The following is a 24,357-nucleotide window of genomic DNA, read 5'->3' on the forward strand; positions in this document are numbered from 1 at the left end:
AGGTTGAGAAGACGATCACGAGCAGGACGATTCAACAGCGCCCCGGTACGAGGGGCGCACGCGTCACGGCGCGATCAGCGGCGTGCGCTCCTTGGCCTGGGCGTACCGCTTGGCCACGTCCTGCCAGTTGACGACCTCCCACATGGCCTCGATGAAGTCCACCTTCTGGTTCTTGTACTGCAGGTAGAAGGCGTGCTCCCAGGCGTCGAAGACCAGGATCGGCACCGAGCCCTGGCCGACGTTGCCCTGGTGGTCGTAGACCTGCTCGACGATGAGCCGGCCGCTGACCGGCTCGTACGCGAGGACGCCCCAGCCCGAGCCCTGCGTCGTCGCGGCGGCCTTGGACAGCTGCGTCTTGAACTTGGCGAAGGATCCGAAGGACGCGGCGATCGCGTCGGCGAGCTCGCCCACGCCGTCGGCCGCCAGCGGCTCGCCACCGCCGCCGTTCTTCTTGCCGGTCATGTTGTGCCAGTAGATGGAGTGCAGGATGTGGCCGGAGAGGTGGAACGCGAGGTTCTTCTCCAGGCCGTTGATCGAGCCCCACTGCTCCTTGTCGCGCGCCTCTTCCAGCTGTTCGAGGGTGTCGTTCGCGCCTTTGACGTAGGCGGCGTGGTGCTTGTCGTGGTGCAGCTCGATGATCTGCGGGTTGATGACCGGCTCGAGCTCGGCGTAGTCGTACGGAAGTTCAGGAAGTGTGTAGATCGCCATGTCCGTGCCCTCCGACTGCTGCTGCATTCTGCTGCTTATTGCAAAGGCTGTGCAAGTGCAGGCTAACAGCAGGAAGGTCGGAAGTTGATCAGCCCTTCGTCCTAGGCCGCGCGTCCCCGTCGCGTTCCCGCCACGCGTCCCGGGCGATCACCGCGAGATCCGGGAAGTCGGTCACCACGGCGTCCACCCCGAGCGCGTAGTGGCGCTCGTACTCGGCGAAGGCGTCCCCGAAGCCGTCCGGGTCGGTGCCGCGCCGCAGGTCGGCGGGGAGGTGGCGGTTCTCGGCGCGGAAGGTGTACGCGCCGACGCGCAGCCCCGCCGCGTGCGCGTCCGCGAGCAGCGGGGACGGCGGCAGGAGGGACGACTTGTCCGGCCCGATCCACCGCGCGTACGCGGCGATGGCGCGCAGCCCGGCGGGCGTCGTCATCTCCGCGTACGTGGCGGAGTGGCCGTACGGGCCGCCGCTCGTGCCGAGGGCCTGCCACAGCGGCACGCGCAGCCGCTCCTCCTCGGCGAGGCGCAGCAGGCTGGACGGCTCGAAGGACTGGATGACGCACTCGCGCGGACCGAGCCGGCCCCGGCGTACGGCCTCGGCGAGGACCGGCTCCAGGGGCAGGCCGAGGGAGCGGAAGTACGTCGGGTGCTTGGTCTCCGGGAAGACGGCCACGGTCCGGCCGTACCGCCGCGACAGCCCGCGCGCGAGGTCGACGACCTCCTGGAAGGTCAGCACCCGCTCGCGGCCGTCGAAGACGGTGTTCCGGTCGCGCACGAGGGGGAGGCGTTCGACCGCCCGCAGGGTCTTCAGCTCGGCGAGCGTGAAGTCCTCGGTGAACCAGCCCGTCACGGACCGGCCGTCGACGGTCTTGGTGGTGCGGCGCCCGGCGAACTCGGGGCGCCGGGCGACGTCCGTGGTGGCCGAGATCTCGTTCTCGTGGCGCACCACCAGGTGGTGGTCGCGGGTGGCGACCAGGTCCGGTTCGATCCAGTCGGCGCCGCACTGGACGGCGAGGGTGTACGAGGAGGCGGTGTGTTCGGGGCGCCAGCCGGCCGCGCCGCGATGGCCGATGACGAGGGGGCCCGCAGGGGAGGAGCCGGCGGCCCGGGACGGGGGAGCGGACGGGGGAGCGGACAGGGCGGCCGTGGCACCGGCGCCCGCGGCGAGGAGGACGGAACGACGTCTCATACCGCCGGACGGTAGGCGGCCCCCGCGCACGGACCGGGCCGGTTCACCCGCCGTACGGCCGGGTTTCACCGAAAACGCCGAGGGAGTGTCCGCAAAGTAGCGTCGTCCGCCCGGAGGGCGGGCCTGGCGGCGTCTGGTGCGTGCGATCGCCAGGCGGAGGATGGAGCCACTGCGGAGCATTGGCGACTGACGACAACGCGGCGAGCGTGCGTGCCAGACGCCGCCAGGCAGACGGGACTGCGCGGACACGACCTAAGGCCCCGGCGCACACGGTGCACCGGGGCCCTGCAGTGGTTACGGCTGGGGTCAGACCTTCTCGGGGGCCTTGGCCTCCGTCTGCGCGGACTCCGCGCGGGTCATCTGGAGGATGTAGCCGATCACCGCGAGCGTCAGCGTCAGCCCGCCCGTGAAGTAGAGCTGCTCGCGCGTGCCCTCGTCGCGGGCCATCAGCACGAAGACCGCCGCCATGCCGGCCAGCGCCACGTACGTCAGGTACGGGTAGGCCCACATCTTCACGACCAGCTTCTCGGGCGCCTCCCGCTCCAGCCGGCGGCGCAGCAGCAGCTGCGAGACCGCGATGAAGAACCAGACCACCAGGATGATGGCGCCGATGGTGTTGAGGAGCCAGCCGAAGAGCCGGTCCGGGCTCCAGTAGCTGAGCAGCACGCAGACGAAGCCGATGACCGACGACGCCAGGACGGCGACGCGCGGCACACCGCCGGAGAGCTTCCCGAGCACCTTCGGACCCCACCCGCGGGCGACCAGCGAGTTCGCCATGCGGGAGGCGCCGTAGATGTTGGCGTTCATCGCGGAGAGCAGGGCGATCAGCACGACGACGTTCATGGTCTGCTCGGCGCCCGGGATGCCCAGGTGCTCCAGCGTGGCGACGTACGGGCCCTTCTTGGCGACCGACTCGTGCGTCCACGGCAGCAGCGTGACGACGACGGCCATCGAGCCGACGTAGAAGATGGCGATCCGCCACATGGCCGTGCGGACGGCCTTCGCGACGCCCTGCACGGGGTTCTCGGACTCGGCCGCGGCGATCGTGACCGTCTCCAGGCCGCCGTACGCGAAGACGGAGGCGAGCAGGCCGACGATCAGGCCCTCGGAGCCGTTCGGCATGAAGCCGCCGTGGCCGGTGAGGTTGCCGGCGCCGGGGGAGTCCGTGCCGGGCAGGAGGCCCAGGATGGCTAGGACGCCGATACCCAGGAAGAGCACGATCGCGCCGACCTTGAGGGCGGCGAACCAGAACTCGAACTCGCCGAAGTTCTTCACGGCCGCGAGGTTCGTCCCGCAGAACACCACCATGAAGAGGGCGACCCACATCCACGGCGGGCTGTCCGGGAACCAGCCGACCATGATCTGGGAGGCGCCCATGGCCTCCAGGCCGACGGCCACGCAGAGCAGGAACCAGAAGGACCAGCCCGCGGTGAAGCCCGCCCACGGTCCGATGGCACGCTCGGCGTGTACGGAGAAGGAGCCGGACGCCGGATTGGCCGCCGCCATCTCGCCCAGCATGCGCATCACGAGCATGACGAGCGCGCCGGATATCGCGTACGCGAGAATGATCGACGGGCCGGCGGCGGCGATGGCGGTGCCGGAGCCGACGAAGAGGCCGGCGCCGATGACGCCGCCGAGGGCGATCATCGACAGATGCCGCTGCTTCAGTCCGCTGGCGAGCGGTACGTCGACGACCGGCGACGAGGTGCCGGCAGGCGTCGACCCGGCGGGGGCCGAGTCGGCGGATGCGGGCGCGGGGGTCCGAGACATGGGTGTGCCCTGTTCGTAGCTGAGACGGGGGGCTGCGTGTGGCCCACAGTCTGTGGGGGCGCACCGCTCACAGGGAACAGCGGACCGCTATACGGACACCGTGCTCACACATTGTGAAGGAATGAACACGAATTCTTCACAAATGGCGGCGCGTCCGCCACTCCCGGGCCCCCGCAACGATCAGGACAACCGCCGTCGCCCCGCCTGACCACAGCACCTGGGGGCGCGTCCCGTCGTCGGCCAGCATCAGCGCCACCACCGCCGCCATCGCGGCCAGCGCCGCGTACGTCAGCCACGGGAACCCCCACATGCGGAGGGACAGCCTCTCCGGCGCCTCCCGCTCGATGCGCCGCCGCAGCCGCAGCTGCGACACGGCGATCAGGCTCCACACGAACAGCAGCACCGCGCCGACCGCGTTGAGCATGTAGAGGAACACGGATTCCGGCCACTTGAGATTGAGCAGTACGGAGACGAAGCCGAACGCCACCGACGCCAGCACCGCCCGCCGCGGCACGCCTCCCCTTGACACCGCCAGCAGACCCTTCGGTGCCTCACCGCGCTCCGCCAGCGAGAACACCATCCGTGAGGACCCGTACAGATTGGCGTTGAGCGCCGACAGCAGGGCCACGAAGACCACGATGTTCATGATCTGTCCGGCCGACGGCACCCCGACCGCGTCCAGCACCGCGACGTACGGGCTCTTCCCGGGCTCCATCGACGTCCACGGCAGCAGCGTCACCACGACCAGCATCGAGCCGACGTAGAAGAAGAGGATCCGCCACACGGCGCTGCGCACCGCGCGCGCCACGTTGCGCGCCGGGTCCTCGGACTCGGCGGCGGCGATCGTCACGACCTCCAGGCCGCCGAAGGCGAAGACCACCACCAGCACCCCGGAGACCACGCCGTCCCAGCCGGCCGGCAGGAACCCGCCCTGCCCGGTCAGGTTCGCCATCCCCACCGGATCCGTATCCGGCAGCCACCCGACGATCGCCGCCACCCCCAGCGCCAGGAACAGCACGATGGCGCCGACCTTCAGCGCCGCGAACCAGAACTCGAACTCGCCGAAGTTCTTCACCGCCGTCAGGTTCGTGGCCGTGAACACCACCATGAACACCAGCACCCAGGCCCACTGCGGCACGCCCGGCACCCAGCCGTGCGCGATCCGTGCCGCGCCCGACGCCTCCACCGCCAGCACCACCACCAGCAGGAACCAGTACAGCCACCCGACGCTGAACCCCGCCCAGCGGCCCAGCGCCCGCTCCGCGTGCACCGAGAAGGCACCCGAGGCGGGCATCGCCGCCGACATCTCGCCGAGCATCCGCATGATCAGCATCGCCAGCGCGCCCGCGATCAGGTACGACAGCACGATGCCGGGCCCGGCGACCGCGATCCCGGCGCCCGAGCCGACGAACAGTCCGGCGCCGATCACCCCGCCCAGGCCCAGCATCGTCAGATGACGCTGCTTCAAGCCATGCGCGAGGGGCTCGGGCTCCGGGGCAAGCGGGGCCGAGGGGGCGGCCGGAGGGGCGTCGTGCATGGCGCTCGTACTCTCGCAAAGGGTGCTGTTTGGTGGGAGCCCACAGTCTTCCCGCTGGAGCGCACCTGGCGCAAAAAGGACGGTCCGTCAGGACGTCCTAGTGACAAGGGTCACGCCGGGCGGGGTGTGGGCGGCCGCCTTTGTGTGAACTCCACCAAGTGCTCGGCCGGCGCTTTGTCATCGGCTGACGGTGATCGCCCGTTCACTCCTGGGCTAGCGTCAGCCTGTCCTCACCTGCCCTCACCCCGCGGAGCCCCCGATGAGCACTGCCGCCGCCCCCACCGTCCGTACCGGTACGGTCCTGGCCGACCTCCTGCCCGCCAGCCGCACCCGCGACATCGCGCTCGTCGTCGGCGGCGCCGCGCTCACCGGTATCGCCGCCCAGATAGCCGTCCAGCCGCCCGGCTTCGCGGTCCCCGTCTCCGGCCAGACCTTCGCCGCGCTCCTCGTCGGCACCGCGCTCGGCGCCCGCCGCGGCTTCCTCTCCCTCGCGCTGTACGTGATCGCCGGCGTGGCGGGCGTGCCGTGGTTCGCGCAGTCGAGCTCCGGGTACGCCATGCCGTCCTTCGGCTACATCCTCGGCATGCTGCTCGCCTCGACCGTCGTCGGCGCCCTGGCCCGGCGCGGGGCCGACCGCTCCGTGGCGCGCATGGCGGGCACGATGGCGCTCGGCTCCCTGATCATCTACGCCGTCGGCGTGCCGTACCTGGCGCTCGCCACCGGCATGACGCTGACCGAGGCCGTGGCGAAGGGCATGGTGCCGTTCCTCATCGGCGACGCCCTGAAGGCGGCGCTGGCGATGGGCGCGCTGCCGGCCGCGTGGAAGCTGGTCGGCCGCAAGGGCTGAGGCGGCGCCTCCGGACGTACGAACCGGACGTACGAAAAGGCTCTCCGCACCCGATGGGGTACGGAGAGCCTTCTCATGTCCCTCTGGTGTCCCTTGTCCCTACGCGCGGCTCTGGCGCCGCATCGCGTCGCGCACCAGCGCGATCACCAGGACGACCGCGGCCACGGCCAGCGACAGGACGACCTGCTCACGCGCGTCCCCGCCCTTGTAGAGCATGTAGCCCAGCACGAACGTGATCATCGCGATCGTCGCCCACGTCAGGTACGGGAACAGCCACATCCGCACGACGAGCTTCTCGGGCGACTCGCGCAGGATGATCCCGCGCATCCGCAGCTGCGTGACGCAGATGACCAGCCACACGAAGAGGGCCACCGCGCCGGAGGAGTTCAGCAGGAACGCGAAGACGGTGTCCGGCCACTTGTAGTTGAAGAAGACGGCCACGAAGCCGAACAGCACCGACGACAGGATCGCGGCCCGCGGCACGCCCCGCTCGTTGGTCCGCGCGAACGCCCGGGGCGCCTCACCGCGCTGCCCCAGCGAGAACGCCATCCGGGAAGCCGTGTACAGACCCGAGTTGAGGCACGACAGTACGGCGGTGAGGACGATGACCTCCATGACCGTGCCGGCGTTGGGGATGCCGATCGAGTTCAGCGCGGCCACGTAGGAGCCCTTGTCCACGATGGACTTGTCGTTCCACGGCAGCAGCGTCAGGACGACGAAGATCGAGCCCAGGTAGAAGACCGCGATCCGCCAGATCACGCTGTTCGTCGCCTTGGTGACGGCCCGCTGCGGGTCCTCCGACTCGCCGGCGGCGAGGGTCACGATCTCGCTGCCCATGAACGAGAAGACCACCATCAGCACACCCGTGAGCACCGCTCCGGCGCCCATCGGGAAGAAGCCCCCGGTGTCCGTCAGGTGCGCGAAGCCCGCGCCCGGGTTGTCCGAGCCCGGCAGCAGGCCGAACACGGCGAGCAGGCCGACCGCCACGAACGCGGCGATCGCCACGACCTTGATCCCGGCGAACCAGAACTCGAACTCTCCGTACGAGGAGACCGAGGCGAGGTTCGTCGCGGTCAGCACCACCATCACGATCAGGGCCCAGCCCCACTGCGGGACGGCCGGTATCCAGTGCTCCAGGATCTGGGCGCCGGCGGTGGCCTCCACGGCCAGCACCACCACCCAGAAGAACCAGTACAGCCAGCCGATCGAGAAGCCGGCCCAGCGGCCGAGGGCCTGCTCCGCGTAGGCGGAGAAGGAGCCGGAGGTCGGGCGCGCGGCGGCCATCTCGCCCAGCATGCGCATCACGAACACGACCATCGCGCCCACGAGGGCGTACGACAGCAGGATGGCCGGGCCGGCGGCGGCGATACCGGCACCGGACCCCACGAAGAGGCCGGCGCCGATCACTCCACCGATGGCGATCATGGACAGGTGGCGGTTCTTGAGTCCGGCCTTGAGACCGTCGGAGGGCTGCGAAATACCGGGGTCTCCGGTCGTTTCGCCTTCCTTCGGCAGGGTCGGCTGCGTCGTCATGGACGAATCCTTACGTCTGTGCGGTACTCGGGTTACGAGCCCGTGCATGCAAACACGGGACCCGTGAGGGCCGAAAGTCCCGATTCCGGATCGTGACCCTCCGGCACCCCGAGGGGCCCCGCTGACCGGCCCCGGCCCGGGCGCGTGCCACACTCGTCCGCATGCGCGTGTACCTCGGTTCCGACCATGCCGGCTACGAACTCAAGAACCACCTCGTCGAGTGGCTCAAGACCCACGGCCACGAGCCCGTCGACTGCGGCCCCCACATCTACGACGCCCAGGACGACTACCCGCCGTTCTGCCTCCGCGCCGCGGAGAAGACCGCTGCGGACCCGGAGAGCCTCGGCATCGTGATCGGCGGCTCCGGCAACGGCGAGCAGATCGCCGCGAACAAGGTGAAGGGCGTCCGGGCGGCCCTCGCCTGGAGCGAGCAGACGGCCGCGCTGGGGCGCGAGCACAACAACGCCAACGTCGTCGCGATCGGCGGCCGCATGCACTCCCTGGAGGAGTCCACGAAGTTCGTGGAGACCTTCCTGAACACCCCGTACTCGGGCGAGGAGCGCCACACGCGCCGCATCGAGATGCTCTCGGCCTACGAGACCACCGGCGAGCTCCCCCCGATCCCGGCGCACCACCCCCAGCAGGACTGACCCCGGCGGACGAGAGGCCCCTCCCGACGGGTGGGGCCTCTTCCCCTGCGGCCACCCGGGCGGCTGGAGCGCCGCGCCGTGAAGCAGCCGCCGCGTCGGGGCCCGGTGAGCCCCCGGTCCCGGGAAGGGCCGGACGGGGCACGCCCCCCGCCCCCGAGAGGCCTCCGCCCCCGAGAGGCCTCCGCCCGCGAGAGGCCGCGCCCCGGAGAGGCCCCCGCCCCCCGAGAGGAGAACGGCATGCCCGAAGGGCACACCATCCACCGCCTCGCGCAGGACCACCTCGCCCGCTTCGGCGGCCGCGCGGTCCGCGTCTCCAGCCCCCAGGGCAAGTTCTCCGACAGCGCCGCCCTCCTCGACGGCCGGGTCCTCACCACCGCCGACGCCCACGGCAAGCACCTCTTCCTCGGCTTCGACGAAGACGGGACCGACTGGGTCCACATCCACCTCGGCCTCTTCGGCAAGCTCGGCTTCGGCCCCACCCCCGCGCCCCCGCCCACCGACACCGTCCGCCTGCGCCTGGTCAACGGCGAGCACTACGCCGACCTCCGCGGCCCCACCGCCTGCGCCCTGATCACGGAGCCCGAGAAGCGGGCGATACACGAGCGGCTCGGCCCCGACCCGCTCCGGGGCGGCGACGACCCCGGCAAGGCGTGGCGCCGGATCTCCCGGAGCCGTACCACCATCGCCGCGCTGCTCATGGACCAGAAGGTCATCGCCGGCGTCGGCAACGTCTACCGCGCCGAGGTGCTCTTCCGGCACGGCATCGACCCGTACCGCCCCGGCAAGGATCTCACCGAGGGCGAGTGGCACGCCATCTGGGACGACCTCGTGGCGCTGATGCACGAGGGCGTGCGGAACAACCGCATCGACACCGTACGGCCCGAGCACACGCCCGAGGCGATGGGCCGCCCGCCCCGCGTCGACGACCACGGCGGCGAGGTGTACGTCTACCGCCGGGCCAACCTCCCCTGCCACGTCTGCGGCGGCGAGATCCGCACCGCCGGCCTCGCCGCCCGCAACCTCTTCTGGTGCCCCGGCTGTCAGAAGCTGTGAGGCAGCCAGGGCGCGACGGATGAGCCGAAGGCCAGGGACGCCTCGGCCAGCGCGCCCCGCCGCAGCTCCCGCACCCGGCCCGCGGCCGCGAGCGACGCCAGCGTGAACCCGCCCAGGTACGCCGCGCCCAGGTCCCGTACCGACAGGGCCAGGTCCGGCGTGTCGCGCGTACGGGAGCAGACGGCGCCCTTGGCGTCGCCGGACAGCCGCCAGCGGCCGGCGTTCCAGGGGCAGAAGGGGTCCTCCACCTCCAGGACCACGTCCACCGGCGTCTGGTAGGCCCGTGCCTCCAGCGCCGCGCCCGCCTCCACCAGCCGCACGTAGAGCCCGTCGCGGGGGCTCACCCCGCAGCGGCGGATGTCCGAGACGAGCAACTGCCAGGCGTCGTCCACCGGACGGTTCCAGAACTGGACCGTCGTCGTCAGGTCGATCCCGAAGAGGTACCGCCACAGCGCCGCGTACGCCGCCGGGTCCAGCGCCCCCAGATACCGCACGGTGATCCGCCCCTTGGCGCCGGCCGGCTCGAACCCCGGCGTGTTGGTGTGCAGCGCGTACCCCACCACCTCACCGGCCCGTTCGGCCAGCACGCACTGGAGCGGCGAGGCGCCCCCGCGCTCACCCGGCGGGTCCAGCAGCGGCAGCCGCTCCCAGCCGGGCTTGCGGGCGATCATCCCCGGCCGCTCCGTCACCATGCGCGCGTACACCGCCTCGCACGCCGCGCTCGCCTCCACGGGCGCCACGAGCCGTAGCCCTACGTCATCCGTCCCGTCCGGCACGGACAGCCGGACCCGAGTCGTGTCGATCTCCGCGCGCAACTGCTGGGTCGCGACGCCGTATCCGAAGCGCCCGTAGATGGGTTGCTCGGACGCCGTCAGCACCGCCAGCGGCTCCCCCCACTCCCGTACGTCGTCGAGCTGGCGCCGCATCATCGACGTCAGCACGCCCCGCCTGCGGTGCGTCGGCGCGACGCTCACCATCGACACGCCGGCCGCCGGCACCAGCGCCCCGCCCGGCACGGAGAGCCGGAAGGAGAACGACCCGGCCGTACCGACGCAGGTCCCCCCGTCCCAGACGCCCAGCGAGCGCTCGCACTCGGTCAGCTCACGCCACAGCTCACGCGCCTCCGGCGCCTCCGGCACGCCCCCGAACGCCAGCTCCAGCTGCCCGTACCAGCGGTCCCATTCCTCCGGGTGAAGCACCCGTAATTCCTTCGTCATATGCCATGCGTAGCAGGGGGGAGCGCCCGGGGCGACCCAATTTCGAACGCATTGTCATAGGGGTCCCCCTGCACGCGGGCCGACCGGATGGATAGGGTCCAGGCCAATGGCCCGTAGCGCACGAGTGGACGCGTACCTGGCCCGGATGCGGAAGTCGACGCGCCGGGCCCGCATCGCCCTGCGCAAATCCGCCGTGGACTACTTCCGCGGCGACGGCTCCGACTGGATCGCCTTCGCGGGCCTGCTGCTCACCGTCCCGGCCATCACGCTCTTCACCATCGCCAACCCCGTGTGGGCCGCACCGGCGGCGCTCGTCCTGCCGATCGTCGCCGGCGGCCTGCTGCTGCGCCCCGCGAGCCTGCTGGGCCTGTACGCGGCGGCCGCCGCGGCGCTGATCGTCGAGTCACTGGCCCTCGGCCCGTACACGGAGGGCGCGGCGCGCGTCACCCCCGGCACGGTGCTCGTGGTGGCCGCGTGCGGCCTGTTCGGGCTGCTGCTGGCGCAGTTCCGCGCCCGCGTCGGCGTGCCCTGGCGGCGCGGCGGCACCATGCTGTTCGACCTGCGCGAACGCATCCGGGTCCAGAGCGCCCTGCCGGAGCTGCCCAAGGGCTGGCACCACGAGATGGCGCTGCGCCCGGCCGGCGGCCAGTCCTTCTCCGGAGACTTCGTCGTCGCGGCCCGCACCCACGGCGGCCGCACCCTGGAGGTCGTCCTCACCGACGTGTCCGGCAAGGGCATGGACGCGGGGTCGCGCGCCCTGCTGCTGTCGGGCGCCTTCGGCGGCCTGCTCGGCTCGCTGCCGCCGCACGGCTTCCTCCCGGCCGCCAACGGCTACCTGCTGCGCCAGGACTGGCAGGAGGGCTTCGCCACCTCCATCCACCTCGTACTGGACCTGGACTCCGGCGACTACGAACTGCTGTCGGCGGGGCACCTGCCGGCGCTCCAGCTGCACGCGGGCAGCGGCCGCTGGGAGGAGAAGACCGGCGAGGGCCCGCTGCTGGGCGTGTACGACGGTGCCGAGTTCCACCCGGTCAAGGGCTCCCTGCGCCCCGGCGACGTGCTCATGCTCTTCACCGACGGCCTGGTCGAGGCGGCGGACCGGGACATCGCCGAGGGCATCGACCGCCTGACGGGCGAGGCGGACCGCTACGTCTCCTCGGGCTTCGAGGGCGCGGCCTGGCACCTCATCGAGGCGTGCGCGAAGGACGTCAACGACGACCGGGCGCTGCTGCTGATCACCCGGGAGGCGTAGGCGGCGATGACGTACCTGACGTTGGAAGAGGTCGAGGCGCTCGCCCGCGAGGCCCACGCCGGCCAGACCGACAAGGCGGGCCGCCCCTACGCCGAGCACCTCCGGGCGGTGGCCGAAGGGGTACGCGCGCGAGGCGGCGGCGACGCCCAGACGGCGGCCGCGTGGCTGCACGACGTGGTGGAGGACGACCGGCTGTCCGAGGAGTGGCTCGCGGCCGCCGCGCTGCCGCAGGAGGTCAAGGACATCGTCCTGGCCCTCACCAAGCGGCCCGGCGAGGACCCCGCCGCGTACGCCGCCCGCGTCCTCGCCGTGCCGGGCGCCCGCCTCGTCAAGGAGGCCGACCTCGCACACAACGCGGACCCGGACCGCCTCGCCGTACTGGACGAGGCGACCCGGGCCCGGTTGACCGCGAAGTACGCGACGATGCGCGCGCTGCTGGGGCTCAGCCCTTCCTGAGCCTGTCGGGCTCCTTGCGGAAGGCCCACTGCATCTCCGGCTCCGTCACGCACCGCAGGACGCGCCGCACCGGCGGCGTACACAGCAGCGTCACGGCCGCCGCGGCGGCCAGGGTCGTGGCGACCAGGCCGGCCGGCTCGGTGAGCCAGGGGTGCGCGGGGACGACCGCGAAGTAGTCGAGGGACTTCGTCAGGAAGCCGTGCAGCAGGTAGCCGCAGATGGTGCCCGCGCCCAGCACGGTGAACCAGGTCCGCCGGCCCGGCACCCACGCCAGGAACGCCACCGTCAGCAGCAGCGCACAGGCGAACAGGCCCAGCGTCATCAGGGGCCCCGTCCACCAGGCGTACCCCAGCTCCGGGGCGCTGGTGGAGCGGTAGAACCAGCCCATCCGCACCCGCGGTGCCACCCAGTACGCGAACACCAGCGCCCCCGCGGCCAGCGGGAGCGCCGCCAGCCGCACCGGCCGGCTCCGTACCAGCGCGAAGTGCTCGGGCTTCAGGGTCACGCCCAGGACGAAGAACGGCAGGAACTGCAGGATCCGCTGGAGGTCCAGGTCGTCGCTGATGTCCGGCGTGAGCGAGGCGAGGCAGGCGATCACCAGCGCGACCGTCAGCGGATGGCGCAGGGTGCGCCACAGGGGCGCGGTCAGCCGCCACACGAACAGCGCGATCAGGAACCAGGTCAGGTAGAAGGGGTCGGTCAGGCTGAAGACCTGCGCGGGGTCGCCGGCCCAGCGCCTGAAGAGCGTGTACGCCGTCTCGAACACGAGGTACGGCACGGCGATGCCGGTGACCAGCCGCCGCATCTGGTGCGGCTTGGCGGTGAAGGTGCGGGAGAAGTAGCCGGAGATGAGGATGAAGGCCGGCATGTGGAAGGTGTACACGAGCATGTAGAGGGCCCGGGTCGCCCGGCTGCCCTCCATGACGGGCTCCCACGCGTGCGCCACGGCCACGAGCACGATCGCCAGGTACTTGGCGTTGTCGAACCAGGGGTCGCGCCCGGCGCTCTGCGCACCCGTCCCGGCACCCGTCTCACCCGTCCTCACGGGTCTGTCGACGGTGCGTGCCTCCGGTGCCTCCGGTTCCTCCCGTGCTTGCGGTGCCTCTCGGGCCGGCGGGAGCGGGGCCCTTTGATTTCCCTGCGGAGCGTGGAACATCCCAGGCACCTTAGTAGCGCTCCGGCGTATTCGTAAAACGCTTGGGAAGGCGCGCCTATTCGCGGCTGACACGACCGCCAACCGTGCGATATGCCCCAAGTAATCCCTCTTAAATGGGGCATATCGTTACGTGATTTTCGACGAAGAATTACCACTCGGACACGCTGCGAATTTCTTGTGACCACCCTGTGTGCGGGGCGGAACCATCACCTCGAATGAGCAGTAATTTTTTCGGAACGCGCGGTGGCCGGGTGGTTCGGTCCGTCGACGATGCGTCAGGGGGGCGGGATCCGGGCAAGGTTGGTGCACGATGAGCCGAACGGGGGTGCGCCGGGCTGCCCGCCCCCGGCCGGCAAGCGGAGACCGACCGACCGAGGGTGTGATCAGTGTGGCCATCTCACTGTCCGTGGTACTGCTGTTGGCGATCATCCTCGTGGTGATGATCCGCAGCGGCTCGATCAAAGCCGGGCCCGCGATCGTCGCCGCGCTCTTCGGCTTCTTCCTCGCCTCCACCGGGATGGCGCCGTCGATCCAGAGGTTCCTGGACTCGATAGCGTCCTCCATCAACCAGATCCGCTTCTGACGGCTCGGCCGTGCGCCGAGGGTGCGCGCGCCGGACGCGGAAGCGAGGTGCGGTGAAACGCGTCAGGGCCAGGCCGGAGGATGAACCTCCGACCTGGCCCTGAGCCGGTGAGAGCGGGCGACGGGAATCGAACCCGCGTAGCTAGTTTGGAAGACTAGGGCTCTACCATTGAGCTACGCCCGCAAGCGGCGCACCGCAGGTCACGTGGGCCGCGGCACGAAGAGCATCGTAGCGGGTCCGGGCCCGTCGCCGCACGCCCCCAAACATGCCGACGCACCGCCCGCGGCCATGTACCCTACGTGTCGCACCGACGGGGTGTGGCGCAGCTTGGTAGCGCGTCCGCTTTGGGAGCGGAAGGCCGTGGGTTCAAATCCCGCCACCCCGACCATTCCCCTTCCGCGCTCCCGCCGCCGGGCGTGCCGCGCAACCAAGATCACATTGTGGGCCCCATCCCGCTTGCGGTTACTATGCAAGCTGCGTGCCCGTGTGTCTCTGTGACCGGGCCGATCAGCCGGGCCGCCCGACCAAGCGCCCCGGCAGAAACCAAGAATCAGTCACCAAGGAGACCGAACCGTGAAGAGCGCCGTGGAGACCCTGAACCCGACTCGGGTTCGGCTCACTGTCGAGGTGCCCTTCGAGGAGCTCAAGGCCAGCCTCGACGCGGCGTACAAGAAGATCAACCAGCAGGTCACGGTCAAGGGCTTCCGCAAGGGCAAGATCCCTGCCCGGGTGATCGACCAGCGGTTCGGCCGCGGTGCGGTGCTGGAGGAGGCCGTCAACGACGCCCTCCCGAAGTTCTACACGGAGGCCATCAACGAGGCCGACGTCAACCCGCTGGGCCAGCCCGACGTGGACATCACCGAGCTGAAGGACGGCGAGCTGCTGGCCTTCACCGCCGAGGTCGACATCCGTCCGGCGATCGAGATCCCGGACTACTCCGGCATCGAGGTCACCGTCGACGCCGTCGAGGTCAGCGACGAGGACGTCGAGAAGTCCGTGGAGCAGCTGCGCGAGCGCTTCGCCTCCACCTCCCCGGTCGAGCGCGCCGCCGCCGAGGGCGACGTCGTGACGATCGACCTCGAGGCCAAGGTCGACGGCGAGGTCCTCCCGGACGGCGTCGCGAGCGGCGTGCAGTACACCATCGGCTCCGGCGAGCTCCTCGAGGGCATCGACGAGGCCGTCACCGGCCTGGAGGCCGGCGGCGAGGCCACCTTCACCTCCACGCTGAAGGGCGGCTCCGCCGAGGGCAAGGAGGCCGAGGTCACCGTCAAGGTCACCCAGGTCGCCGCCCGTGAGCTCCCCGAGCTCGACGACGACTTCGCCCAGATGGCGTCCGAGTTCGACACCCTCGAGGAGCTGAAGGCCGACAGCCGCAAGCGCCTCGAGAACATGAAGCAGTACGACCAGGCCACCCAGGCCCAGGAGCGCGTCCTCGACGAGCTGCTGAAGCTGGTCGAGGTCCCGCTCCCCGAGAAGCTCCTCGAGGACGAGGTCAACACCCGCAAGCACAACCTCGAGCACCACCAGCTCGGCCAGATGGGCCTGACCCTCGACAAGTACCTGGAGCTCCAGGGCAAGACCGCCGAGGAGTTCGACGCGGAGACGCGCGAGCAGGCGATCAAGGGCATCAAGACCCAGTTCATCCTCGACGAGCTGGTCTCCCGCGAGAAGCTCAACGTCAACCAGGACGAGCTGACCGAGCACCTGATGCGCCGTGCCGCCTCCTCCGGCATGAGCCCCGACCAGTTCGCCAAGGCCGTCGTCGAGGGCGGCCAGGTCCCGATGCTGGTCGGTGAGGTCGCCCGCGGCAAGGCCCTCGCGGCCGTCGTCGAGGCCGCCAAGGTCGTCGACACCAACGGTGAGTCGGTCGACCTCGGGGACGACGAGGACGAGGCCGAGGAGGGCACCGAGGCCGCCGCCGAGGCGTCCGAGGACGAGGCCGAGGGCAAGTCCGAGGCCTGAGCCTCACCCTGACCGCTCTCCGGTCCGGTGGAACGTCCGACGGGCCCGGCCCGCACCCCGCGTGCGGCCGGGCCCGTCGCCGTACGGACGTACAGGCGTACGGACGTACGCACTATGGACCCCCGGGCAGCCCCCGGACCTTGCGCTCCCAGCGAACAGTCCGGGAAGCGGGATGGTGTTGTCCCACCTGCGCGTTAGGGTCCATGAGTACGAGGGCAGGGGGATACCCGCCAAAGTACGAAGACGCTGAGACGGCCGCCGGAGCCGTCAGAGACGAGCAGGTGGATACGTGACGAATCTGAAGCCTCACGCCGCGGGTGAGCCGTCCATCGGTGGCGGCCTCGGCGACCATGTCTACAACCGGCTGCTCGGTGAGCGGATCATCTTCCTCGGTCAGGCGGTGGACGACGACATCGCCAACAAGATCACCTCGCAGATGCTGCTCCTTGCCGCCGACCCGGACAAGGACATCTACCTGTACATCAACAGCCCGGGTGGCTCGGTGACGGCCGGCATGGCGATCTACGACACCATGCAGTACATCCCGAACGACGTCGTCACCATCGGTATGGGCATGGCGGCCTCCATGGGCCAGTTCCTCCTCACCGGCGGCACCGCCGGCAAGCGCTTCGCGCTGCCCAACACCGACATCCTGATGCACCAGGGTTCCGCCGGCATCGGTGGCACCGCCTCGGACATCAAGATCCAGGCCGAGTACCTCCTCCGTACGAAGAGGCGCATGGCCGAGATCACCGCGCACCACTCCGGCCAGACCGTGGAGACGATCATCCGCGACGGCGACCGCGACCGCTGGTTCACCGCGACGGAGGCCAAGGAGTACGGCCTGATCGACGACATCATGTCCGCCGCCGCGGGCGTTCCGGGTGGTGGCGGCACCGGCGCCTGAGCTGCCCCAGCAGCCGCGCCGTACCGCCCCAAGCCTCCCGCCTCACAGCCCGCCGAACGCCACCAGGATGGTGAACACCCACATGAGCAACTTCTCAGCGAGCGGCCTCTACACCGGCCCCCAGGTGGACAGCCGGTACGTCGTCCCCCGCTTCGTCGAGCGCACGTCCCAGGGCGTGCGCGAGTACGACCCGTACGCGAAGCTCTTCGAGGAGCGCGTGATCTTCCTCGGCGTGCAGATCGACGACGCCTCCGCCAACGACGTCATGGCGCAGCTGCTGTGCCTGGAGTCGATGGACCCGGACCGCGACATCTCCATCTACATCAACAGCCCCGGTGGCTCCTTCACCGCGCTGACGGCGATCTACGACACGATGCAGTTCGTGAAGCCGGACATCCAGACGGTGTGCATGGGCCAGGCGGCCTCCGCCGCGGCCGTGCTCCTCGCCGCCGGTACGCCCGGTAAGCGGATGGCCCTGCCGAACGCCCGCGTGCTGATCCACCAGCCGTCCGGCGGCACCGGCCGTGAGCAGCTCTCCGACCTGGAGATCGCGGCCAACGAGATCCTGCGCATGCGTACGCAGCTGGAGGAGATGCTGGCGAAGCACTCCACCCAGCCGATCGAGAAGATCCGCGACGACATCGAGCGCGACAAGATCCTCACCGCCGAGGACGCCCTCGCGTACGGCCTCGTCGACCAGATCGTCTCGACCCGTAAGAGCACCGCCGCGGCGGCTGCCTGACGGACCAACCTCCCCTTGGCGCGGTGTGAACCGTGCCAAGGGGGGCCCGTACGGGGGGCCCGGCAAGGTACCGTCGGATATGAGGCACCAGGAGCAGGCTGAACCAAGCCGCTCCCAGGCGAAGGGGAAGCACCTCGTGGCACGCATCGGTGATGGCGGCGACCTGCTCAAGTGCTCGTTCTGCGGAAAGAGCCAGAAGCAGGTGAAGAAGCTCATCGCAGGCCCCGGTGTGTACATCTGCGACGAGTGCATCGACCTCTGCAACGAGATCATCGAGGAGGAGCTCGCAGAGACCTCCGAGGTGCGGTGGGAGGAACTCCCCAAGCCGCGCGAGATCTACGAGTTCCTGGAGGGGTACGTCGTCGGGCAGGAGCCCGCGAAGAAGGCCCTCTCCGTCGCGGTGTACAACCACTACAAGCGCGTCCAGGCCGGCGAGAACGGCGGCGCGCAGGGCCGGGACGACGCGATCGAACTCGCCAAGTCCAACATCCTGTTGCTGGGCCCCACGGGCTCCGGCAAGACCCTCCTGGCCCAGACGCTCGCCCGGATGCTCAACGTCCCGTTCGCCATCGCCGACGCGACGGCGCTCACGGAGGCCGGGTACGTGGGCGAGGACGTCGAGAACATCCTGCTGAAGCTCATCCAGGCCGCCGACTACGACGTCAAGAAGGCCGAGACGGGCATCATCTACATCGACGAGATCGACAAGGTCGCCCGTAAGAGCGAAAACCCGTCCATCACGCGCGATGTCTCCGGCGAGGGCGTGCAGCAGGCCCTCCTCAAGATCCTGGAAGGCACCACGGCCTCCGTGCCGCCGCAGGGCGGCCGCAAGCACCCGCACCAGGAGTTCATCCAGATCGACACGACGAACGTCCTGTTCATCGTGGGCGGTGCCTTCGCCGGTCTGGAGAAGATCATCGAGTCGCGGGCGGGCGCCAAGGGCATCGGCTTCGGCGCGACGATCCGCTCCAAGCGCGAGATCGAGGCCAGCGACCAGTTCCAGGAGGTCATGCCGGAGGATCTGGTCAAGTTCGGCATGATCCCCGAGTTCATCGGCCGCCTCCCCGTCATCACCTCGGTCCACAACCTCGACCGCGAGGCCCTGCTGAAGATCCTCGTCGAGCCGCGCAACGCGCTGGTCAAGCAGTACCAGCGCCTCTTCGAACTCGACGGCGTGGAGCTGGACTTCGACCGCCCCGCCCTGGAGGCCATCGCCGACCAGGCGATCCTCCGCGGCACGGGCGCCCGCGGTCTGCGCGCCATCATGGAAGAGGTCCTGATGTCCGTGATGTACGAGGTCCCGTCCCGCAAGGACGTGGCCCGTGTCGTCATCACGGCGGACGTCGTCCACAACAACGTCAACCCGACGCTGGTCCCGCGGGTCGTCAAGGACCAGGGGCGCCACGAGAAGTCGGCGTAAGGCGTAAGGCGTAACGCAGCGGCACAGCGAAGGGGCCCGCACGGTTCACCGAACCGTGCGGGCCCCTTCCGCTTGCGTCAGACCTTGGTGCGCGAAGCGTTGTACGCCTTCGCGGCCATCTCCGCGACCTGCTCCTGCGGCAGACCCTTGCCGGTGGCGACCATCTGGGCCAGGTCCACGACGTTCACGGCACCGAGGGTGCTGTAGTCGGCCCAGACGCAGAGCGGCACCTCGAAGCTCTTCGGGCCCATGCCGCTCGCGTCCCCCTTCGGGACGGACTTGAGCAGCTGGCACTTCATCAGCGCGCCCTCGAAACCGGCCGGCTCCACGGCGGTGGGGCTGCCGACCACTTCGAGGGTGATGTCCGCGTCCGGCTCCTCCTTCGACTTCTTCTGGATCATCTGGAAGTAGCCGTCGACCGCCTTCTCCGGGTCGGCGACCTCGCCCCACAGGCCGGTCAGGCTCATGGACTTGCCCTTGAGCGGTTCGTCCGAACCCGACTTGTACTCGGCGCCCGCCTGCTGGGAGTTCTTGATGCCGAGGAGCGTCTCGGCCTCCTTCTGCTCCTTGGCGTTCATGGACTCCGGGTTGTCCTTCTTCTTCTGGTACTCGCCGATGGAGGCCGGCGGGGTCAGCTTGTACCCCTTGGTGTCGTCCCCGACCGCGCCACTGCCACCACCCGCGCCGAACACGAAGTACGCGCCCACACCCAGCGCCACGACCACGGCGACCGAGCCGAGGATGATGCCCGTCTTCTTGCCGCCGCCGCCCGAAACCGGCGGCGGGGGCGGCGGGTAGGCACCCGGGCCCGCGCCGTAGGGCTGCTGCGGGGGCTGGCCGTACGGGGCCGGCGGCTGCTGCGGGTAGCCGTAGCCCTGAGGCTGCGGCGGCGGGGCCTGCTGGGGGTAGCCGTAGCCGGGCTGGGGCGCCTGCGGCTGCTGCGGGGGCTGGCCGTAAGGGCCCGGCTGACCGTACGGTCCCGGCTGCTGGGGCTGTCCGCCGTACGGGCCCGGCTGGTTGTAACTCATTAAAGGGTTCCCCTCCGAATGCTTATGCGTTCCTCACATCCTGGCCGAAAGGGGTTCCCCGTGGCACGGCGGGGGCCCACACCGTTACGGAAGATTCCCGTTTCAGTACGGGCCTGTGACACCTCTAAACTGTGGCCCGTGACCGAGAACACTCAGCAGCAGCCAGCATCCGTCCCCGAACTGCCGACCACCTACGCGCCGGCCGAGGTAGAGGGGCCGCTGTACGAGCGCTGGGTGGAGCGCGGTTACTTCGAGGCCGACGAGCACAGCGACAAGCCGCCGTACACCATCGTCATCCCCCCGCCGAACGTCACCGGCAGCCTCCACCTGGGCCACGCCTTCGAGCACACGCTGATCGACGCCCTCACCCGCCGCAAGCGGATGCAGGGCTACGAGACGCTGTGGCAGCCCGGCATGGACCACGCCGGCATCGCCACGCAGAACGTCGTCGAGCGCGAGCTCGCCAAGGAGGGCAAGTCCCGCCACGACCTGGGCCGCGAGGCCTTCGTCGAGCGCGTCTGGCAGTGGAAGGCCGAGTCCGGCGGCCAGATCTCCGGCCAGATGCGCCGCCTCGGCGACGGCGTCGCCTGGTCCCGCGAGCGCTTCACCATGGACGAGGGCCTCTCCCAGGCCGTCCAGACCATCTTCAAGAAGCTCTACGACGACGAGCTCATCTACCGCGCCGAGCGCATCATCAACTGGTGCCCGCGCTGCCTCACCGCCATCTCCGACATCGAGGTGGAGTACCAGGACGACGACGGCGAGCTCGTCTCCATCCGGTACGGCGAGGGTGAGGACGCCATCGTCGTCGCCACCACCCGCGCCGAGACGATGCTCGGCGACACCGCCGTCGCCGTCCACCCCGACGACGAGCGCTACAAGCACCTCGTCGGCCGCGAGATCGAGCTGCCGCTGACCGGCCGCCGCATCCCCGTCGTCGCCGACGAGCACGTCGACCCCGAGTTCGGCACCGGCGCCGTCAAGGTGACCCCGGCGCACGACCCGAACGACTTCGAGATCGGCCAGCGCCACCACCTGCCGAACCTCGCCGTCATGGACGAGCGCGCCGTCATCACCGCCCACGGCCCCTTCCAGGGCCTGGACCGCATGGAGGCCCGCTCCGCCATCGTCGCCGCCCTGCGCGCCGAGGGCCGGATCGTCGCCGAGAAGCGCCCGTACGTCCACTCCGTCGGCCACTGCTCGCGCTGCAAGACCACCATCGAGCCGCGCCTGTCCATGCAGTGGTGGGTCAAGGTCGGTCCGCTCGCCAAGGCCGCCGGCGACGCGGTCCGCGACGGCCGGGTCAAGATCCACCCGCAGGAGATGGAGAAGCGGTACTTCGACTGGGTCGACAACCTCCACGACTGGTGCATCTCCCGCCAGCTGTGGTGGGGCCACCGCATCCCCGTCTGGTACGGCCCCAACGGCGAGGTCGTCTGCGTCGGCCCCGACGAGCAGCCCCCGGCCGGCGATGGCTGGCACCAGGACACCGACGTCCTCGACACCTGGTTCTCGTCCGGCCTGTGGCCGTTCTCCACGCTCGGCTGGCCCGAGCAGACCGATAGCCTCGCGAAGTTCTACCCGAACTCCGTCCTCGTCACCGGCTACGACATCCTCTTCTTCTGGGTCGCCCGGATGATGATGTTCGGCCTCTACGCGATGGACGGCACGCCGCCGTTCCACACCATCGCCCTGCACGGCATGGTCCGTGACCAGAACGGCAAGAAGATGTCGAAGTCCTTCGGCAACGCGGTCAACCCGCTGGACTGGATGGACAAGTACGGCTCCGACGCGCTGCGCTTCACGCTCGCCCGCGGCGCCAACCCCGGCATCGACGTCCCGATCGGCGAGGACTGGGTCCAGGCGTCCAGCAAGTTCGCCAACAAGATCTGGAACGCCACCCGCTTCGCCCTGATGAACGGCGCGACGATCGAGGGCGAGCTGCCCGACCCGTCCCGGATGTCCGCCACGGACCGCTGGATCCTGTCGCGGCTCAACAAGACGGTCGCCGAGGTCGACGCGTACTACGACGACTACCAGTTCTCGAAGCTGTCCGACGCCCTCTACCACTTCGCGTGGGACGAGGTCTTCGACTGGTACGTCGAGCTGTCGAAGACCGCCTTCTTCGCCGGCGGCGAGGGCGCCCGGGTCTCCGGCCGGGTGCTCGGTGAGGTCCTCGACGTCATGCTGCGCCTGCTGCACCCGGTGGTCCCGTTCGTCACCGAGACGCTGTGGACGGCGCTCACCGGCGGCGAGTCCGTCGTCATCGCCGACTGGCCGAAGGACAGCGGCTTCCGCGACGAGGCCGCCGAGCGGGAGATCGAGCTCGTCCAGCGGGTCGTCACCGAGGTCCGCCGGTTCCGCAAGGAGCAGGGCCTGCAGGACGCCCAGAAGGTCCCCGCCCGCCTCACCCTCGACGGCACCGTCCTCGTCGCCCACGAGCCGGCCATCCGCCAGCTCCTGCGCCTCCAGCCCGAGGGCGACGCCTTCCAGGCCACCGCGACCCTCCCGGTCGCCGGCGCCACGGTCGCGCTGGACCTCTCCGGCACGATCGACGTCGAGGCGGAGCGCAAGCGCCTGACGAAGGACCTGGCCGCCGCCGAGAAGGAGAAGGCGCAGGCGAACGCCAAGCTCGGCAACGAGGCGTTCCTCGCCAAGGCTCCCGACCACGTGGTGGACAAGATCCGCGCCCGGCTCGCCAAGGCGGACGAGGACATCACCCGCATCGAGAGCCAGCTGGCGAACCTGCCGAAGGCGTAAGCCACGGCATGACAGCGCCGGAGCGGCCCCGGAACCACTCGGTTCCGGGGCCGCTCCGTAGACTGGACCGCGTGAGTGAGCAGCCCCCCAGCCAGTCCAGCGACGATTTCGACGACTTCGACGAGATTGTCGAGGCCGAGACCGAGCGCGACCCCGACCTGGCGGTGATCGAGGCCGGCAGCCGTACGCTGCGCGCCCAGGCCGGACCGCCCCAGGCAGCCGACCTCGTGCCCGCACGGCCCGCCGACCCCGAGGTCGACAAGGCGCTGCGGGAGGTGGAGCAGGAGCTCGCCACCCGCTGGGGCGAGACCAAGCTGGAGCCGTCGGTCACCCGTATCGCGGCGCTGATGGACGTCCTCGGCGAACCGCAGCACACGTACCCGTCGATCCACATCACCGGCACCAACGGCAAGACGTCCACCGCGCGGATGATCGAGGCGCTGCTCGGCGCCTTCGACCTGCGCACCGGGCGCTACACCTCGCCGCACGTGCAGTCGATCACCGAGCGCATCAGCCTGGACGGCGCGCCGATCGGCGCCGAGCGCTTCATCGAGACGTACCAGGACATCAAGCCGTACGTCGAGATGGTCGACGCGCAGCAGGACTACCGGCTCTCCTTCTTCGAGGTCCTCACCGGAATGGCGTACGCGGCCTTCGCGGACGCGCCGGTCGACGTGGCGGTCGTCGAGGTCGGCATGGGCGGCAGCTGGGACGCGACGAACGTCATCGACGGTGACGTCGCCGTCGTCACCCCCATCTCCCTGGACCACACCGACCGCCTCGGCTCCACGCCCGCCGAGATCGCCGGCGAGAAGTCCGGGATCATCAAGGAGGGCGCGACCGTCATCCTGGCGCAGCAGCCGGTGGACGCCGCCCAGGTGATGCTGAAGAAGGCCGTCGAGGTCGACGCGACGGTCGCCCGCGAGGGCATGGAGTTCGGCGTCGTCGCCCGCGAGGTCGCGGTCGGCGGGCAGCTGCTGACGCTGCGCGGGCTCGGCGGCGAGTACGACGAGATCTTCCTGCCGCTGTACGGCGCCCACCAGGCGCACAACGCGGCGGTGGCGCTCGCGGCGGTCGAGGCCTTCTTCGGCGTCGGCGCGCAGGCCGCGCGCACGCTCGACATCGACACCATCCGGCGGGCCTTCGCCTCGGTCGCGTCGCCGGGCCGCCTGGAGGTCGTACGGCGCAGCCCCACCGTGGTGCTGGATGCGGCGCACAACCCGGCCGGCGCGCTGGCGACCGCCGACGGCATCACCGAGTCGTTCAACTTCTCCCGGCTGATCGGCGTCGTCGGCACGAGCGGCGACAAGGACGTACGCGGTCTGCTGGAGGCGTTCGAGCCGATCTTCACCGAGGTCGTCGTCACCCAGAACTCCACCCCGCGCGCGATGGACGCCGACGAGCTGGCCGCCATCGCCGTCGAGGTCTTCGGCGACGACCGCGTGGTGGTCGAGCCGCGGCTGGACGACGCGCTGGAGACGGCGATCACGCTCGCCGAGGAGGAGAGCGAGTTCGCGGGCGCGGGCGTGCTCGTGACCGGCTCGGTGATCACGGTCGGCGAGGCCCGGCTGCTGCTGGGGAAGGGCTGAGGTT

The 24,357-nt window shown here is 70.3% G+C and carries 20 protein-coding genes and 2 tRNA genes; 13 read left to right on the forward strand and 9 right to left on the reverse strand.

Annotation, left to right across the window (positions count from 1 at the left end):
* Positions 1 to 63: 63 nt before the first annotated feature.
* The 4 genes from AB0A69_RS00190 to AB0A69_RS00205 form a co-directional block, all read right to left on the reverse strand.
* Entirely contained in the window at positions 64 to 708 is a 645-nt protein-coding gene (locus tag AB0A69_RS00190; protein ID WP_361415110.1) for a superoxide dismutase, read from the reverse strand.
* A gap of 88 nt (positions 709 to 796) precedes the next feature.
* Positions 797 to 1,891 carry a glycerophosphodiester phosphodiesterase family protein gene (locus tag AB0A69_RS00195; RefSeq protein WP_361413452.1) on the reverse strand — a complete coding sequence of 365 codons (1,095 nt, stop codon included), beginning with the start codon at positions 1,889 to 1,891 and terminating at the stop codon, positions 797 to 799.
* A gap of 306 nt (positions 1,892 to 2,197) precedes the next feature.
* Positions 2,198 to 3,538 carry an amino acid permease gene (locus AB0A69_RS00200; protein WP_361415112.1) on the reverse strand — a complete coding sequence of 447 codons (1,341 nt, stop codon included), beginning with the start codon at positions 3,536 to 3,538 and terminating at the stop codon, positions 2,198 to 2,200.
* Between the two features lie 259 nt (positions 3,539 to 3,797).
* On the reverse strand, positions 3,798 to 5,198 hold the full coding sequence (locus AB0A69_RS00205; RefSeq protein ID WP_361413454.1) for an amino acid permease: 1,401 nt from the start codon (positions 5,196 to 5,198) through the stop codon (positions 3,798 to 3,800).
* A gap of 259 nt (positions 5,199 to 5,457) precedes the next feature.
* On the opposite strand from AB0A69_RS00205, the gene AB0A69_RS00210 reads away from it, so the two are divergent.
* Positions 5,458 to 6,045 carry a biotin transporter BioY gene (locus AB0A69_RS00210; RefSeq protein ID WP_361413457.1) on the forward strand — a complete coding sequence of 196 codons (588 nt, stop codon included), beginning with the start codon at positions 5,458 to 5,460 and terminating at the stop codon, positions 6,043 to 6,045.
* Between the two features lie 99 nt (positions 6,046 to 6,144).
* Here AB0A69_RS00210 and AB0A69_RS00215 read toward each other — a convergent pair whose 3' ends face one another.
* Entirely contained in the window at positions 6,145 to 7,578 is a 1,434-nt protein-coding gene (locus tag AB0A69_RS00215; RefSeq protein WP_361413459.1) for an amino acid permease, read from the reverse strand.
* Positions 7,579 to 7,739: 161 nt separating this feature from the next.
* Here AB0A69_RS00215 and AB0A69_RS00220 point away from each other — a divergent pair, with 161 nt between their 5' ends.
* On the forward strand, positions 7,740 to 8,228 hold the full coding sequence (locus AB0A69_RS00220; RefSeq protein WP_361413461.1) for a ribose-5-phosphate isomerase: 489 nt from the start codon (positions 7,740 to 7,742) through the stop codon (positions 8,226 to 8,228).
* Between the two features lie 237 nt (positions 8,229 to 8,465).
* Positions 8,466 to 9,281 carry a DNA-formamidopyrimidine glycosylase family protein gene (locus AB0A69_RS00225; RefSeq protein ID WP_361413464.1) on the forward strand — a complete coding sequence of 272 codons (816 nt, stop codon included), beginning with the start codon at positions 8,466 to 8,468 and terminating at the stop codon, positions 9,279 to 9,281.
* On the opposite strand, the gene AB0A69_RS00230 is transcribed toward AB0A69_RS00225, so the two are convergent.
* Positions 9,269 to 10,498: a GNAT family N-acetyltransferase gene (locus AB0A69_RS00230; protein WP_361413467.1), complete on the reverse strand. Its 1,230-nt coding sequence runs from the start codon at positions 10,496 to 10,498 to the stop codon at positions 9,269 to 9,271. The genes AB0A69_RS00225 and AB0A69_RS00230 overlap by 13 nt on opposite strands.
* A gap of 106 nt (positions 10,499 to 10,604) precedes the next feature.
* Between AB0A69_RS00230 and AB0A69_RS00235 the strand changes: the two genes are divergently transcribed.
* Both AB0A69_RS00235 and AB0A69_RS00240 read left to right on the forward strand, forming a co-directional pair.
* A complete protein-coding gene (locus tag AB0A69_RS00235; protein ID WP_361413469.1) occupies positions 10,605 to 11,750 on the forward strand; it encodes a PP2C family protein-serine/threonine phosphatase in 1,146 nt (381 codons plus the stop codon).
* 6 nt (positions 11,751 to 11,756) lie between these two features.
* Entirely contained in the window at positions 11,757 to 12,206 is a 450-nt protein-coding gene (locus tag AB0A69_RS00240; protein WP_361413471.1) for an HD domain-containing protein, read from the forward strand.
* Here the strand turns inward: AB0A69_RS00240 and AB0A69_RS00245 are convergent.
* Entirely contained in the window at positions 12,193 to 13,362 is a 1,170-nt protein-coding gene (locus AB0A69_RS00245) for an acyltransferase family protein (protein ID WP_361413474.1), read from the reverse strand. The two genes, AB0A69_RS00240 and AB0A69_RS00245, sit on opposite strands and share 14 nt — an antisense overlap.
* A 388-nt stretch (positions 13,363 to 13,750) precedes the next feature.
* Here AB0A69_RS00245 and AB0A69_RS00250 point away from each other — a divergent pair, with 388 nt between their 5' ends.
* On the forward strand, positions 13,751 to 13,945 hold the full coding sequence (locus AB0A69_RS00250) for a hypothetical protein (RefSeq protein ID WP_361413477.1): 195 nt from the start codon (positions 13,751 to 13,753) through the stop codon (positions 13,943 to 13,945).
* Between the two features lie 112 nt (positions 13,946 to 14,057).
* On the opposite strand, the gene AB0A69_RS00255 is transcribed toward AB0A69_RS00250, so the two are convergent.
* Positions 14,058 to 14,128: transfer RNA gene (locus tag AB0A69_RS00255), tRNA-Gly, on the reverse strand.
* Between the two features lie 128 nt (positions 14,129 to 14,256).
* Here AB0A69_RS00255 and AB0A69_RS00260 point away from each other — a divergent pair.
* From AB0A69_RS00260 to clpX, 5 genes are all read left to right on the forward strand, one after another.
* A tRNA-Pro gene (locus tag AB0A69_RS00260) sits at positions 14,257 to 14,333 on the forward strand.
* 185 nt (positions 14,334 to 14,518) lie between these two features.
* A complete protein-coding gene (tig, locus tag AB0A69_RS00265; protein WP_361413480.1) occupies positions 14,519 to 15,907 on the forward strand; it encodes a trigger factor in 1,389 nt (462 codons plus the stop codon).
* A gap of 289 nt (positions 15,908 to 16,196) precedes the next feature.
* On the forward strand, positions 16,197 to 16,814 hold the full coding sequence (locus AB0A69_RS00270; protein ID WP_361413483.1) for an ATP-dependent Clp protease proteolytic subunit: 618 nt from the start codon (positions 16,197 to 16,199) through the stop codon (positions 16,812 to 16,814).
* 67 nt (positions 16,815 to 16,881) lie between these two features.
* A complete protein-coding gene (locus AB0A69_RS00275; RefSeq protein WP_361413486.1) occupies positions 16,882 to 17,556 on the forward strand; it encodes an ATP-dependent Clp protease proteolytic subunit in 675 nt (224 codons plus the stop codon).
* Between the two features lie 136 nt (positions 17,557 to 17,692).
* The gene (clpX, locus tag AB0A69_RS00280) at positions 17,693 to 18,976 is read left to right on the forward strand and encodes an ATP-dependent Clp protease ATP-binding subunit ClpX (protein ID WP_355360976.1); all 1,284 of its coding nucleotides are present in this window, start codon (positions 17,693 to 17,695) and stop codon (positions 18,974 to 18,976) included.
* 77 nt (positions 18,977 to 19,053) lie between these two features.
* Here the strand turns inward: clpX and AB0A69_RS00285 are convergent, their stop codons facing one another.
* Complete coding sequence (locus tag AB0A69_RS00285) at positions 19,054 to 20,004, reverse strand: hypothetical protein (protein WP_361413489.1); 951 nt, start codon at positions 20,002 to 20,004, stop codon at positions 19,054 to 19,056.
* A 138-nt stretch (positions 20,005 to 20,142) separates the two neighbouring features.
* Here AB0A69_RS00285 and AB0A69_RS00290 point away from each other — a divergent pair, with 138 nt between their 5' ends.
* On the forward strand, positions 20,143 to 22,764 hold the full coding sequence (locus AB0A69_RS00290; protein ID WP_361413492.1) for a valine--tRNA ligase: 2,622 nt from the start codon (positions 20,143 to 20,145) through the stop codon (positions 22,762 to 22,764).
* 71 nt (positions 22,765 to 22,835) lie between these two features.
* On the forward strand, positions 22,836 to 24,353 hold the full coding sequence (locus AB0A69_RS00295) for a folylpolyglutamate synthase/dihydrofolate synthase family protein (protein ID WP_361413495.1): 1,518 nt from the start codon (positions 22,836 to 22,838) through the stop codon (positions 24,351 to 24,353).
* Positions 24,354 to 24,357: the final 4 nt, after the last annotated feature.

Source organism: Streptomyces sp. NPDC045431 (assembly GCF_040646655.1).
Classification (GTDB): Bacteria; Actinomycetota; Actinomycetes; order Streptomycetales; family Streptomycetaceae; genus Streptomyces.